Source organism: Streptococcus oralis (genome assembly GCF_001579025.1).
Lineage (GTDB): Bacteria > Bacillota > Bacilli > Lactobacillales > Streptococcaceae > Streptococcus > Streptococcus oralis_X.
Genome location: NZ_KQ970235.1, coordinates 581,015 through 594,561, shown reverse-complemented (window position 1 = coordinate 594,561; position 13,547 = coordinate 581,015). Strand labels below are relative to the sequence as shown.

Annotated in this window: 15 protein-coding genes; all 15 read right to left on the bottom strand. The window is 41.8% G+C overall.

The annotated features are described in order from the left end of the window. On the bottom strand, positions 1-543 hold a 543-nt coding region (locus SORDD27_RS10140; RefSeq protein ID WP_462217659.1), incomplete at its 3' end, for a peptidylprolyl isomerase PrsA. Positions 544-610: 67 nt separating this feature from the next. Then, the gene (locus tag SORDD27_RS02800) at positions 611-1,324 is read right to left on the bottom strand and encodes an O-methyltransferase (RefSeq protein ID WP_081103338.1); all 714 of its coding nucleotides are present in this window, start codon (positions 1,322-1,324) and stop codon (positions 611-613) included. Position 1,325: 1 nt separating this feature from the next. After that, the gene (pepF, locus tag SORDD27_RS02795) at positions 1,326-3,128 is read right to left on the bottom strand and encodes an oligoendopeptidase F (protein ID WP_061427193.1); all 1,803 of its coding nucleotides are present in this window, start codon (positions 3,126-3,128) and stop codon (positions 1,326-1,328) included. An 18-nt stretch (positions 3,129-3,146) separates the two neighbouring features. Then, positions 3,147-4,103 carry a competence protein CoiA family protein gene (locus SORDD27_RS02790; protein ID WP_061427192.1) on the bottom strand — a complete coding sequence of 319 codons (957 nt, stop codon included), beginning with the start codon at positions 4,101-4,103 and terminating at the stop codon, positions 3,147-3,149. Between the two features lie 74 nt (positions 4,104-4,177). Next, positions 4,178-5,326, bottom strand: a complete 1,149-nt coding sequence (locus SORDD27_RS02785) for a PDDEXK family nuclease (RefSeq protein WP_061427191.1) — start codon at positions 5,324-5,326, stop codon at positions 4,178-4,180. 176 nt (positions 5,327-5,502) lie between these two features. After that, positions 5,503-6,363: an SAM-dependent methyltransferase TehB gene (gene tehB, locus SORDD27_RS02780; RefSeq protein ID WP_061427190.1), complete on the bottom strand. Its 861-nt coding sequence runs from the start codon at positions 6,361-6,363 to the stop codon at positions 5,503-5,505. Between the two features lie 14 nt (positions 6,364-6,377). Further along, positions 6,378-6,845 (bottom strand): SsrA-binding protein SmpB, encoded by a 468-nt coding sequence (gene smpB, locus SORDD27_RS02775; protein WP_001051743.1) that lies wholly within the window; start codon positions 6,843-6,845, stop codon positions 6,378-6,380. Next, on the bottom strand, positions 6,808-9,162 hold the full coding sequence (rnr, locus tag SORDD27_RS02770) for a ribonuclease R (protein WP_061427189.1): 2,355 nt from the start codon (positions 9,160-9,162) through the stop codon (positions 6,808-6,810). Before rnr ends, smpB begins: the two co-directional genes overlap by 38 nt. Positions 9,163-9,269: 107 nt before the next feature. After that, positions 9,270-9,503 (bottom strand): preprotein translocase subunit SecG, encoded by a 234-nt coding sequence (secG, locus tag SORDD27_RS02765; protein WP_061427188.1) that lies wholly within the window; start codon positions 9,501-9,503, stop codon positions 9,270-9,272. A gap of 39 nt (positions 9,504-9,542) precedes the next feature. Further along, the gene (rpmG, locus tag SORDD27_RS02760; RefSeq protein WP_007519517.1) at positions 9,543-9,692 is read right to left on the bottom strand and encodes a 50S ribosomal protein L33; all 150 of its coding nucleotides are present in this window, start codon (positions 9,690-9,692) and stop codon (positions 9,543-9,545) included. Continuing rightward, positions 9,692-10,891, bottom strand: a complete 1,200-nt coding sequence (locus SORDD27_RS02755) for a multidrug efflux MFS transporter PmrA (protein WP_061427187.1) — start codon at positions 10,889-10,891, stop codon at positions 9,692-9,694. The genes rpmG and SORDD27_RS02755 overlap by 1 nt, the downstream gene beginning before the upstream one ends. Then, complete coding sequence (gene coaE / locus SORDD27_RS02750) at positions 10,878-11,483, bottom strand: dephospho-CoA kinase (RefSeq protein WP_061427186.1); 606 nt, start codon at positions 11,481-11,483, stop codon at positions 10,878-10,880. Before coaE ends, SORDD27_RS02755 begins: the two co-directional genes overlap by 14 nt. Continuing rightward, complete coding sequence (gene mutM, locus SORDD27_RS02745; protein ID WP_061427184.1) at positions 11,483-12,307, bottom strand: DNA-formamidopyrimidine glycosylase; 825 nt, start codon at positions 12,305-12,307, stop codon at positions 11,483-11,485. The genes coaE and mutM overlap by 1 nt, the downstream gene beginning before the upstream one ends. Before the next feature lie 12 nt (positions 12,308-12,319). Then, a complete protein-coding gene (locus tag SORDD27_RS02740) occupies positions 12,320-12,829 on the bottom strand; it encodes a restriction endonuclease subunit S (protein WP_081103337.1) in 510 nt (169 codons plus the stop codon). 11 nt (positions 12,830-12,840) lie between these two features. Continuing rightward, on the bottom strand, positions 12,841-13,539 hold the full coding sequence (locus tag SORDD27_RS10135; RefSeq protein ID WP_231069272.1) for a restriction endonuclease subunit S: 699 nt from the start codon (positions 13,537-13,539) through the stop codon (positions 12,841-12,843). Positions 13,540-13,547: the final 8 nt, after the last annotated feature.

The window sequence follows — 13,547 nt, the reverse complement described above, 5'->3', positions numbered from 1 at the left end:
AGAGTTGTCTTTTGCCAACTGAGCAAAATCCGCACCTTCTGCTTTGGCTTTTTCAAGCACTTCTTTTGCCTTGTCTTCATTGTCCATACGGATGATTTGAGCAGTTACATCTGGTGTGTACGCTTCGAAAGCCTTTTGGTAGGCTTCGTCTGTCAATTCGCTCTCAGCGGCCTTCTTAACCGCCAATTCAACCAATTTGCTAGTACGGATTTGAGCTTTACGAGTCTCAGGTGTCATACCTGCACGTTGAAGCACACTGTTGTAGCTATCGCCGTATTTCTTTTGCTCTTCAGCAACGGCGTCATCCACATCTTTATCCGTTACTTCTGATCCATATTGTTGTTCAAATACTTTTTGGATGGTCATATTGAGCAAGACTTGTTGCGCAGTTGGATTGTTCTTTACTTCTTCAAAGAATTGATGCTCTGTAATCACATCGCCCTTCATGCTGATCAAATCTTTTCCTTCAGAACTGTTTGAACAAGCTGCAAGTGTTGCTACTGATAAAAGTGTGATGGCTCCTGCCATAAGTTTTTTCTTCATTTTTACTCCTTTTACGGTAAGTGTTACCTTATCTATTTTACTATAATTTCTTAAATTTTTCTGAAAATCATTCTCTCTCAGGAAGCTCTACTTCTGCTACACTCTTTCGTAGCATGAGAATGCCGTCTCCAAGTGGAACTAGAGTTGCTGTTAGACCTGGATTGTCCAACGTTGCGTCGAAAAGCCTTTGCAAACCACGGTAAATGGTACGTTGACCTCGGCGGACTTCCATGATGTCCTTGGCAACATCTCCTCCTTGGAAAATATCATCCAAGACGACTACTCCACCAACTTCCAAATGTTTAAGGATTTCAGGCAGAAAGACGATATACTTTGACTTGGCCGAATCCATAAAGACAAAATCATATGTTTCTGTCAAAGTAGATAAAATATCAACAGCGTCACCTTCAAGTAAGGTGATTTGCTTACGACTGTCAAACTGGGTAAAGTTTTCCTTGGCAAAGCCTATCATTTCTGGATTACGGTCAATGGTTGTAATCTTGGCATCTGGCGCATGTTCCGCCATCAAGAGGGCTGAAAAGCCAATTGCCGTCCCAATTTCCAAAATGTTCTTGGGCTGTATGGTCTCCATGAGAAAACGGAAATACGCGACCGTTTCATGGGGAATAATGGGAATATTTTCCTTGCGAGCGAAGGTCTCCAATTCTTTCAAGGAACCTGTCACCTGCTTTTGACGCTGGCGCATGAGTTCTACGATTTCTTCCTTGACGACGGGACGTCGCATATTGTGATTGGCATTTTTACTATAAGACTCTACCATCTTATGCTAATCCCAATTTTTCAACAAGGGCTTCAAACTCGTTTAAGCGACGTTCAAAGACTGCAAAGGCATCGTTAAGATAGTCTTCTTTTTCCATATCCACTCCCGCTTTTCTCATAACATTGAGCGGATAGTCAGACTTACCAGCCTTGAGGTAGTCGATATAGCGGTCACGGTCTTCTTGACTACCATGGACAATCTTCTCAGCCAAGGCTGAAGCAGCTGCAAAACCTGTTGAATACTGATAAACATAGTAGTTATAGTAGAAATGTGGAATGCGTGCCCACTCGTACTGGATTTGAGGATTGTCTTCCTTGCTGAGTCCATAGTACTCTTGGTTCAAGTCAGCGTAGAGTTTGTTTAGGAAATCACTTGTCAAGACTTCTCCATTTTGGTCTGCTTGGTGGATAGCATGTTCAAACTCAGCGAACTGAGTTTGACGGAAGACTGTTCCACGGAAACCGTCCAAGAAGTTATTAAGGATAGCAAAGCGAGTTGCATCATCTTCTACTTCTTCCAGTAATTTCTCCGTCAAGATATTTTCATTTGTTGTTGAGGCAATCTCAGCCAAGAAGATAGAGTAATCTCCGTAAACATAAGGTTGGGTTTCTCGAGTATAGCTAGAGTGCATACTGTGACCTGTTTCATGGACAAGGGTAAAGAGATTGTCTAGATTGTCCTGCCAGTTGAGAAGCATAAAGGCATTGGTATCGTAAGAACCACCAGAGTAGGCACCAGAACGCTTGCCTTGGTTTTCATAGACATCAATCCAACGCTCACTGAAGGCACGTTTAACACGGCTCAAGTAGTCGTCACCCAAGACCGCCAAGGCCTCTTCTGCTTTTTTCAAGGCTTCTTCGTAGGTAAAGCTATAATCTACTGACGAAAGCGGTGTGTAGACATCGTACATCTTGAGGTCGGAAATACCCAAGATTTTAGAACGAAGTTCTAGGTAACGATGCAAGAGCGGCAAATGCTTGCGAACTGCTGCTACTAGATTGTCATAGACACTTTCTGGAACAAAATTTGCTGCGAGGGCTGCATGGCGAGCACTCTTATAGTTGCGAACTTTTGCTCGGTAGTTTTGCACCTTAACATTTGTCTGCAAAGTCTTAGCATAAGTATGTTGGAATTGCTCGTAAGTCGCATAAAGGGCTTCATAGGCACCACGACGCACTTCACGGTTTTTAGACTCCATCAAATGGATGTAAGTACCGTGTGAGAGTTGCACTTCCTTGCCTTCGTCATCAAGGACATATGGGAAGCTAATATCCGCGTTGTCCAAAATAGCGAAAGTTTCACTAGCAGCGCCAAAGATTTCTCCTGCTCCAGCAAGCAATTCTTCCTCACGTTGCGAAAGAACATGGTCTTTCTTTTGCAAGAGCTTGTCAAAAAAGTGTTTGTAAACTTGGAGTTTTGGTTGAGCTTCTAGGAAGGCCGCATACTGCTCTTGGCTAATCTCCATAAACTCAGGTTCATAGAATGAAAAGGCTTGTTCTAACTGACTGTATAGGGTCATTGCCTTGGCATAGTACTCTTGATACTTGGCTTCACGCGTGTCCTGGTCATTTTTCATATGTGCATAGACATAAAGCTTTTCAACTTGGCGTTCCAAATCAAGTGAAAATTCTGTAATCTCAAGCAAACTGTCTGCACTATCCAAGAGATGCCCCTCATACTGAGATGCTGTTTGTACTTTTTCAGTTAAGTCTTTCAAGGCTTCTTCCCAAGCCTGGTCTGTTGGGTAGATTGTTGAAAGATCCCATGTATCTTTTTCATTTATTTCATGTCGTTGTAATACCATAAGATTCCTCCATCCTTTCTATTTTACCACATTTTTTGAGAAATATAAGTGATAAAAGGCTGGTGGATAGAGCTTTTGGCGATTATTTTTCGGATTTTTTTGATAGTAAGCCTGAAAATTTCTATAATAGCTAGTCAAATCCGTTTCAATCTGCAAAAAATCACCCGATTCTATTGGTCTGACTTGGGGATACCAGTCGTCCAGTTGACGGTTTAATAAATTGTCTCCTTGTTGATAGGCCTCCTCCTGCTTTTTCATCCAGAAGGGCGTTTGGTAGTACAACTGTTGGCGAATGTAGTGACAGATAGTGGTATCTTGCACAACTGCAAAACAAGACAGTTTTTGTTTTTGATAAGGGAATCGTAGAATTTCCAAGAAATTTCCTTGACCAAAGGGAAATTCCTTAACCCGAAAATGAAGCTTACCACGCAGGTCCTGATGTAAAAGATATTTGAGTCTCAAAACTTGCTTTTTAAAATCTAGTTCCCAGGCATAGAAACCCATATTTTGACTAAAATAGAGAAATCCCCTTTGCAGTTGTGTAAGTCGCTCTTTTAACCAGAGTTTTTCTCCCAGTAGCCAGATAACTTGGTATCCCTGACTACGGTAACCTTGACTTCTGTCGCCTAAAAGCTTTTGAGACAAGGGACTGCACTGGACCTCTAGAGCTAGTCTCTCATTTACAAGAACATCCGCAATCTGCTGAATCGCAGGCAGACTATATTCTAAGGCAACCTGATTGTCCTTCTTGGCCCAATGATAGAGGGCCTCTTTGTTTCCCAAGTGTTCTGAACTTTCATTCTCAAAAATAGCGATACAATCTCTTAACCTTTCATGGGCAAAGTGTGTTCGAATGCTCTGTCCTTGGCGTAATCGTAGTCCACCACCACAGGCGGGGCAGGTATAAGCTTGCTTGGTAACGTCTTTTTCGAGGGCATTTACCAATTTTCCCTTGGCATCTCTGGCTACAAACATGGTCTACCTCCTTTTCTCATTTATTCGAAAAAGAACTAAAAAAGACTGGAATTCCAGCCTTTCATATTACTTTTCTACCTTTTAAACCTCTTAGAGTATTTTTTTAGCATGGGAATGAGATTGGGGATTTGTTCGCTCCTAATGACGAGCACACCGTATTCCTGGCAACGATTGGCATAAACGGGATTGATTTTTCCCGTACAAACAATCAACTTGAGGCAGCTCTCCCCAGCAAAATGATTGGCATAGACTTCTAGCTCATTGATGGCTTCAACTGATAAATCTGTCATCTTGCAGGAGATAAAGGTAATCGAGCGACCCTTTCTTAGAATGACATCAATCTCATTTTGAACATTGTCTGCCTCCGGAAAGATACCATTCCAATCAATCTCACCACCAATCATGCATTCATCAAACAGCTGAGATTCGAGCGCCAAGAGATAGAGATACAACTCTAAAATGTGCCCCTTATTTCGACAAAAGACTTGGGCTTCTTGACTTGGAAAGCTGTAGCTTACTCGCCACTTGTCCTCGCTTTCAATACGAAGCATGCCCGCTTCTACTAGTAAAGGGATAAGGGATTCTGGATAGAGGTAGTACTTGCCGTTGTTTTCCAGTATCTTTTCGGTTTCAGTATGCAGGTCATTGGTCTTAGCTAGAGAGAAAAATTGGGTTACTTGATACCAGTGGGCAGGATTGGCAATGGCAGAGCTGGCTAGTTTTTTAATAGCCGCAATTTGCTGAGCTGAGTGGATAGGGCGTTTTGATTTGAGCATTTTTCCACCACGCAAGGCTATCAACTGTTGGATGCTTAGGGTTGGAATGTCCAAACCTTCTTTTTCCAGCTGGCCAGCTACCCACTTGTATTGTTTTCCTCGTTCAACATCCATAGCAACGATGGGGAAGTGGCGATCCAAGCCATATTGATAGAGAGAAATTGCCAATAACGAATCACCACCAAAGACATCAAGGATTACATGGTCAAAGTCTGCTAAACAATAATCTAACTGGTCTGTTAATTGTTCTAAAGATAGCTGACGAAAGGTCACTCGTTGGATATGGGGGACTTCTTCTAGGATAAACTGACGGAGAGAGATTTTTTCATTATTGCTTATTTTCGTCAAAGAAAGGAAGAGAATCTCGTCACAATCACTGACAAAAGCTTGGTAGACATTCTTTTCCAATACATGCCGATCATACAGTTCCACTAAAAGACTCGTCATTGGACCACCTCCATCATCTACACTTTCTTAAGCCGATAGAAAAAATAACACAGCTCTACTGCTCACATTTCCTACTTCTAGTATAGCATAAAACCTGCTCGTCCCAATCAACCAACGCAAACAAAAACGAATATAAACCACTTTGCAAGGTTTCTATTCGCTTGTAGATGTTTATTTTACTTGACTTTTTTGGCTAGCATAGTCGCAAAGCGTAGTTGAATGCGATTGCCATTCTCATCACGACGGTGCAGATGTCCTGGATTTTCATTGTACTTAACCAACTCCCAATCCTTGTAGTAGTCAGCCAATTCCCCTTCTTTAAAGGTGAATGGGAAGTTAACCGAGCAAGGATAATCCTCCGTGTCCATGGCACAGACGATAAGGTTATAACCACCGACCATGGTGTGCTCCTGCATATTTTGGATAATAGCTGGAATGCGGTCCGCTTGTAAGAACATCAGAACAACTGTCGATACGATAAAATCATAGACTTGGCTAATGCTGGCTGAATTGATATCATAAAGTCCAACTGGCATGTCTAAATCCTCTTGCTCTACGATGCTTTTCAAGATTTCCAGAGATAGTTCATTTTGATCCACAGCTGTCACATCAAAACCTTGTTGTGCTAAGAAGAGAGAGTTACGGCCTTGGCCACAACCCAAATCCAAGACTTTTCCAGGTTTTACCGTCTGCATGGCCTCTAGGACCTCTGAATGGACTGGATTGGTATTGTATTTTTTAGGGAAATAATCCTCAGGTTTACAATAAAACTCCAAATACCATTCCACATCATCTGTGGCTGCCTCTACTCGGTGCCAGGCTTGCGGTTGTGCCATGGGATTGTCAGCTCCTGCCTCAAAGAGATGCTCAGCTAGAACCTCACCATCTTCTGTTAACTCAATAAACTTGAGTGCCCCCTTTAAGACAGTAATTTTCCCCCAAGTGCCGACCTTAGTATTGTGCTTTTGCTGGACAGCTTCTGGCATGGTCTGTTTATTCCACAAGGGCATCCGTTTATAGGCAATTAATTTTTCCATTTTACTTCCTCTTCTTAACGCTGGTTGACAGCTTTCATCACACGCGCGATGTCGCGGTTTTGTTCACGACGCTTGATCGACTCCCGTTTGTCATAGTCATGCTTCCCTTTAGCAAGTCCTAAAAGAAGCTTGGCATAGCCATCTTTGAGATAGACTTTGAGGGGAACAAGGGTCATTCCTGTCCCTTTGGTCTCTTGTTCCAATTTTTGAATTTGCTTCTTATGGAGCAGGAGTTTACGACGGCGTTCTGGTTCCTGGTTCCAGATATTACCCTCTTCGTAAGGAGCGATATGAACATTGCTCAGCCAGACTTCCCCATTTTTTACTTGGGCAAAGCCGTCCTTGAGATTGATTCGAGCAGCTCGAACGCTCTTGATTTCAGTTCCGGTCAGGACCATTCCTGCCTCTAGCGTATCTACGATTGTATAGTCGTGGTGCGCTTTTTTATTTTGTGCGACGACCTTTCCCTCGCCCTTTGCCATGCTTGGCTCCTTTCTTAGCTACTTCTTTGTAAAAAGGTTTCTTGCCTTTTTTCTTTTTATCTTTTTGTGAATGCTTGTGCTTATCGTTTGAGCGCCCTGATTTTCTCTTGTCTTCCTTCTTATCCGAACGACGTCTTGAGCCACGTCCTCTGTCTTTGCTCCCAGCTTGTTTCAAGCCTTTTTCGATAACATCAAACTCACTTGGAATATAAGAGAAATCAATCTCACCTGTCATCTTATCGGCTCTCTCAACTCGAATACGCATCTGCTGTCCTACACGGAAGGTTGTTCCTGATTTCTCCCCACGGAGAGTCAAATCCCGTTCATTGAAATGATAAAATTCAGGTAGATTAGTGATGTGAATCAAGCCTTCAACTGTATTTGGCAATTCGACAAAGAGACCAAACTTGACAATGCTGGATACAACTGCATCGTACTCTTCACCAACGTATTCTTCCATGTACTCAGCCTTTTTCATGGCTTCGACTTCACGCTCTGCCTCGATGGCACGACGTTCACGATTGGAAGACTGGGTCGCAATCTCTGGAATCACTTGTTCAAAATGCTCTGCTATTTCCTTGGAACGTCCATAGTCGCGAATCATTCGATGGACAAGGAGGTCTGGATAACGGCGAATCGGACTGGTAAAATGAGTGTAATAATCAGCAGCAAGTCCATAGTGACCGTGATTGTGCTCAGAATAGCGAGCTTGTTGCATAGAACGGAGAAGCATCATGGACAATACATCCGCATAGGGTTCTCCCTCAACAGCACGCATGATGTCTTGGAGAGCCTCTTGGCTAATCTCACTGGCAGTTCCATAAATTCGTAAACCAAAACTAGAGGCGTAATCAATAAACTTCTGAACTTTTTCAGCCTTGGGCTCCTCGTGAATTCGATAGATGAAAGGTAGATCCAACTTGCTAAAGTGCTCGGCAACCGTTTCATTAGCAATCAACATGAAGGACTCAATCATCCGCTCAGCAATACCACGTTGGCGAAGAACGATATCCACAGGCTTGCCTTTTTTATCCACCAAGATCTTAGCTTCGCTGGTATCAAAGTTAAGGGCACCACGCTTCTCACGCATGCTTTCTAGCCTTTCATGAAGCTTGGCCATGAGCTCGATACTTGGAACAATTTTCTTAAACTCTTGTCTCTTCTCCTCATCGCCAGCTAGGATATCATTAACAGCGCTATAGGTCATACGGAAGCTCGTCTTGATAACCGTTTGGGTAATGGTGTAATGAACCACACGACCATGTTTATCAATTTCCATAATAGCAGACTGGGTCAAGCGATCTACTTGAGGATTGAGAGAGCAGATGCCATTTGACAAACGCTCTGGAAGCATTGGAACCACTCGGTCTGTCACATAGACAGAAGTCGCGCGGTTAAGGGCTTCCTTGTCAAGGGCAGAACCCTCGGTCACATAGTAGGAAACATCTGCGATGTGAACTCCGAGTTCGATATTGCCATTTTTTAAAGGCTTGATGTGAACTGCGTCGTCCAAGTCCTTGGCATCCGCACCGTCAATGGTAAAGGTGATTTCATCTCTCAGGTCCAGACGCCCTTCCATATCCTTTTGAGACGGAGCATCTGGTACACTTTCTGCCTCCTTGAGAACAGCTTCTGGAAATTCTGAAACAATATCCATGGATTCCAAGACTTCAAGAACGTCAATCCCAGCATCAGTCGAGTGCCCCACCACGTCTAGCACACTAGCGACAAAGAAATCATGTTTCTTACTGGGGTATTTGTCGATAAAGACCTTGAGAACCTCTGTCCCTTCCAACTTGATAGCTGGTTTCTTCACATAGATCGGTTGGCTGATTTTCTGATTTTTTGAACGGATGTAGCCCGCATACTTGGGCTTTTCCTGATCCAGAACGATTTGGCCGACAACTGTTGTCAGGCTGTGCTCTAGGATATCGATAATTTTTGCTTCTGCAGCAGTTCCCTTGTTGCGGTCAGCGACTTTCTTAATCACGACCTCTACGATATCACCATCAATGGCATAGTTGACATCGTTTTTTCCAACAAAAAGGTCGTCCTCTTCCCCTTCTAGACTAACAAAGCCAAAGCCGTTTTTATGGGCATGAAAAATCCCTTTGAGGGTAATTTCATGTTTCTTCTTTTGGTCCAGGCATAAACTACCATCATCTTCAAAACGAATCTGGTGCTTTCTTTCCATCAGAGACAGGGTCTTAATCAACTCACGGAAATCCTTGGATCCATCCTTTCCGAGAGCTTGAGCTAGGTCATTTACCGTCACTCGCCCCTTCTCTTGCAAATATTCTTTAATTTTATCTTTCATGTTTTCTTTCTAGATTTTTTAATTTTCTGTTACTGTAAGACCTTTTCAAACATCATTTAATACTTAATAAAAATAAAAAGAGGCTAAGACCTAGTCTCGCCCATTTCTTATCTACTTGATAATACCGTCAATGCTAAGGCAATGGCTAGCCAGAAAAAGACTAAAATACCTGTCAAACGTTGCATCACAGCTTCAAAACCACGCGCTTTACTACGTTCAAACAAATCACCTGAGCTGGCATCAAATACATTGCTGGATTGGTTCTTAGTTGGTTGCATGAAAATCGCAATCCCAATCACAACAGATAATACTAATAAAATGGTTAATAATAGGTTATACATATCAAACTCCTTAAAATCCCTATTATTTTACCATAAATTCTACTTAGATTCAAGATGTAAAGTTACTTTTCTTTCCTTTGGACAATATTTTAACACCTCAATCTTGTCTGGATGAGTTTTGGAGTTCTTACTGGTTAGATAATTCATGCTGCCACAAGAGGAGCACTTGAGATTGATTTTTACTCGCACTAGATTTCCTTTACTTTTAATAATGATCTAAATTGCACTAAGTTACATAAACAACTGAAAGCCACACAGGCTGCTGTCGCATAAAAGACAGCATGGTAGCCCAAATATCCTGCAACTGCGGATCCCGCCATAGGTCCAATCACTCCACCGAGATAAAAAAAGACTTGGTTGAAGGCGAAAATCCTTGAAATACCTGATTTTGGAGTCATTTTGCTAAGAAGGGCATTGACACCTGGTATGAGAGCTCCCGTTCCCAAACCAAAGAGAAAACGATACAAGCCAAGTTGAAGGGGGCTGGTTGCATGAGCACAAAGTAGGTAAATGATGACGGAATAAATCTGCGCCGCAACCAACAATCTATGATTCCCTACCTTATCGCCAAGTTTTCCTAGAATTCCAGCACTCATCATGCTAGAAAATCCCATGCTGGATACGATTAATCCTGATACAAAGAGGAGATTCTCAGCCTGTCCTAAGTCCCGCACATAGAGAGCTAGAATGGGGCCAATTGATTGAGCTGAAAATTGAATGACGAAGCTCGTCAAAAATAGATTCACTAAAAGCCGAGGATACTTGAAAGAAGAAAATACTTCTTTCGTTGGGATAGCCTTCTCCTTAGCCACTGGCTGAAAATCTTCCTTGATAAAGAAAATGGTTAGGATTGCAGCTAAAAACAAGAAAACTCCTACCAATAAAAAGACATTACGAATGCCAAAAATTTCAGCAATAAAGCCTCCAACAAAGGGACCCGTCAGTGTTCCTGCAACAACACCTGTAGATAGAGTTCCCAGAGCCGCTCCCGACTTATCTTTCGGTACCTGACTAGCGATCAAGGCTGTTGCATTGGGGACAAAACCAGTAAATACACCATTGAGCAAGCGCAAAAAGAGTAGCCAATAGATATTTGGCACGAAGGCCAAACCTCCCATCGTAATGGTCATGGCAAGACCTGCTCGAATCATCATGGGCTTTCGTCCATATTTGTCAGCAAGAATACCCCAGATGGGAGAAACTAGAGCTGCTGAAACAGCCGAAACCGAGATGGCTAAACCAGCATAGAAAGCAACTTGGTCTCCTTCAATTCCCAACTGCTCTATAAAGATAGGCATGAAAGGAACGACCAAGGAAATGCTGGCGCCCGTTAGAAAACTACCGAACCAGGCAACACGAAGATTCTCTTTCCAACTAATCTCTTGCACAGCTATCGCCTCCTTCAAGTAACTTCACTACTTGACTAGCAAGCTGATTACGACTGCCATTATTATCTAATATATGACTCGCCAATTTCTTCTTTTCTTCTAAAGACCACTGGGCGGCCAAACGAGACTCTGCTACTTCCTTAGAAAGATGATCCCGTTTCATGAAACGTTCTAATTGGATATCATAGTCCACATAAACCAGCCACGTTTCATCAAACCAGTTGGCATAGTCCTGTTCAAAAAGCAGGGGAATATCCATGAAAAAGATAGCTTCTGTCTGAGCTAACTCGTCTCGCAATGCAGCCAATTCCTCACGAATAATCTCTCCTTGGGTTTGTTTAGACCATTCCTGCTCCTCAGGATTTGAGAAGATGAGACTAGCTAGGAGAGGGCGATTGAGTTCTCCATTTTCAAGGATGATTTCTTGTCCAAAGTGCTGAACTAAGATCTGATATAGGCGCCCACTAGGTTTTTGTAGTTGGTGGACGACTGCATCGGCATCCACCACTTGAAAGCCTTGCTCTCTTAGGAAATTTGTCACAGTTGACTTACCTGAAGCAATTCCTCCTGTGATTCCGATGATTTTTCCCATCAGCCCCTCCTTTGACACTGAGGACAAAAATGAGTTCCTCGTCCACCGAGCTGGAATTTCTCAATGAGGGTGCCACAGCGGGAACATGCTTGTCCAGTCTTATCATAGACCTGATGGAAGTCCTGCATGGTTCCGTCTTCCCCAAAGGCATTGGTATAGGTTCGAATTGTAGAGCCGCCCTTTTCAACTGCCTGTCCCAAAACAGCAATGGTCTGATCATGAATAGCTGACGCTTCTGCTTCTGTCAAAGTTTGCGAAGGTCTTGCTGGATGAACCTGAGCTCGCCAGAGGACCTCATCCACATAGATATTGCCAAGGCCAGCTACCAAGGTCTGGTCTAAAAGGTGAGATTTGATAGGCTTCTTAGATTTGGCTAGGGCAGCTTGGAAGGACTGCAAATCAAAATCCTGCTCTATTGGCTCAGGCCCTAGTTTTTTAGAAACAAAGTAGGCTTCCAATAGGTCGGGTGTCAACAGTTCCATGGTACCAAACTTGCGTACATCCTCATAAACAAGCGTGCCTCCATCTTCAAACCGAATGAAAATATGGGCATGCTTGCGTTCAGGAACCTGGTCTGGATAGTAAAAATACTTGCCCTCCATCCGCAGATGGGAAATCAAGACCTTGTCTGTTAGGTAAAAAAGCAAATATTTTCCACGACGTCCCATTGACTCAACAACTTGACCAGGCACTTCCTTTTGAAACTCGTCCAAATCTGTCTTGACCATCTTGGGATAACGAATCTCTACACTCGAAATCTTCTTTCCCAAAATCAATTTTTCTAAGCCACGACGAACCGTTTCAACCTCTGGTAATTCAGGCATAAATCCTCCTTCTTAAAATTTCAATTCAAAATTCAATAATTTTTCAACTTCTTCTCCTAGTACGGTTTTTATATTTTTTAATTTATTATTTTTTTCCACTATGTCCTTTTGTATCTCTAAATCAATTTCACCAAAGTGATTAAAAGGAACAGGAATTTTAGTATCCAAAATTACTTTTCTTTCTATTTTTGTATACTCATTTCTGCCATTCTCTCCACGTCTTCCTTTAACCTGCTGTCTTAAAAGTGGTTCTAAAATATAAGCAATATAATCAATGTTTATTTTTTCCTGTTTAGGAATTAAAATCATTCTATCTGCATTCAAAGAAAACTTATTATCAATTAAAGTTATCTTCCCTGCTATACCATTGACAGAGATTGTAGCAAAACAACCATCAAAATCAAAATCGTTTCGATAGCCAAGAGGAACTGAATTATTGGCTGAGTAAACAGGATACTTCCCCTTGTTATCCAAGCAATATTTTTTCGTATACTTACTAGAACCACGTTTCAAATCAAACAAATTAGCTAAGGTTATATATATATATATATATATGGAACATTGTTCGAATTAAAGTCTAGATTCGATTGAATAAACCGGTATCCTTTCTTCTCAATATTATTTTTCATTTCAAGGATTATTTGAGAATTTTTTACAATCTGATTTTGCTTTGCAAGGTCAATTTCTCCCGAAGAGGTAAGAGGAAGCACGACCTCTAAATCTTTTATCATGGAAGTATTTAGCTTTGTATACTCATTTTTACCATTTTCCCCTTTCCTCCCTTTAACATGAGAGCGAAAAATTGGCTCTAAAACTTGTTTTAGGTATAAAGGGTTGACCTTGTCTGCGTATTCTTCTTTTATAACTAACGGGCGTACTTTTTCACTTAAACTAAAACGACCCTCGTGATAAAAAACATATCCTGCAAGACCATCTATATTGTAAGTCAAGCAATTTTCAAAATAGCGAACAGGGAACTCATGTTTACCATCTTTGTCTATAATTACAGCATTGTCTTTCACATAACCATAACTTGGTAAACTATCACTACTAGCACCATAAACTGGTATATCACCCGAATTTTCTTTTACAAATGTCTTGGTAAATTTTGAAGAATTTGTTGAGACAGTCAAGTCAAACAAATCTACAACTTTAATTGAAGTAGTCTTAGAAGTCTCTCCTGACATAATATTCACATCTACTGACTTGATCGCCTCAATCTTTTCAGCCAATTCTACTT

Bases quoted from the DNA above. Each gene is read 5' to 3' on its own strand.
- SORDD27_RS02800 (WP_081103338.1), bottom strand. From the start codon at position 1,324: ATGGTAGAGTCTTATAGTAAAAATGCCAATCACAATATGCGACGTCCC.
- pepF (WP_061427193.1), bottom strand. From the start codon at position 3,128: ATGGTATTACAACGACATGAAATAAATGAAAAAGATACATGGGATCTT.
- SORDD27_RS02790 (WP_061427192.1), bottom strand. From the start codon at position 4,103: ATGTTTGTAGCCAGAGATGCCAAGGGAAAATTGGTAAATGCCCTCGAA.
- SORDD27_RS02785 (WP_061427191.1), bottom strand. From the start codon at position 5,326: ATGACGAGTCTTTTAGTGGAACTGTATGATCGGCATGTATTGGAAAAG.
- tehB (WP_061427190.1), bottom strand. From the start codon at position 6,363: ATGGAAAAATTAATTGCCTATAAACGGATGCCCTTGTGGAATAAACAG.
- smpB (WP_001051743.1), bottom strand. From the start codon at position 6,845: ATGGCAAAGGGCGAGGGAAAGGTCGTCGCACAAAATAAAAAAGCGCAC.
- rnr (WP_061427189.1), bottom strand. From the start codon at position 9,162: ATGAAAGATAAAATTAAAGAATATTTGCAAGAGAAGGGGCGAGTGACG.
- secG (WP_061427188.1), bottom strand. From the start codon at position 9,503: ATGTATAACCTATTATTAACCATTTTATTAGTATTATCTGTTGTGATT.
- coaE (WP_061427186.1), bottom strand. From the start codon at position 11,483: ATGGGAAAAATCATCGGAATCACAGGAGGAATTGCTTCAGGTAAGTCA.
- mutM (WP_061427184.1), bottom strand. From the start codon at position 12,307: ATGCCTGAATTACCAGAGGTTGAAACGGTTCGTCGTGGCTTAGAAAAA.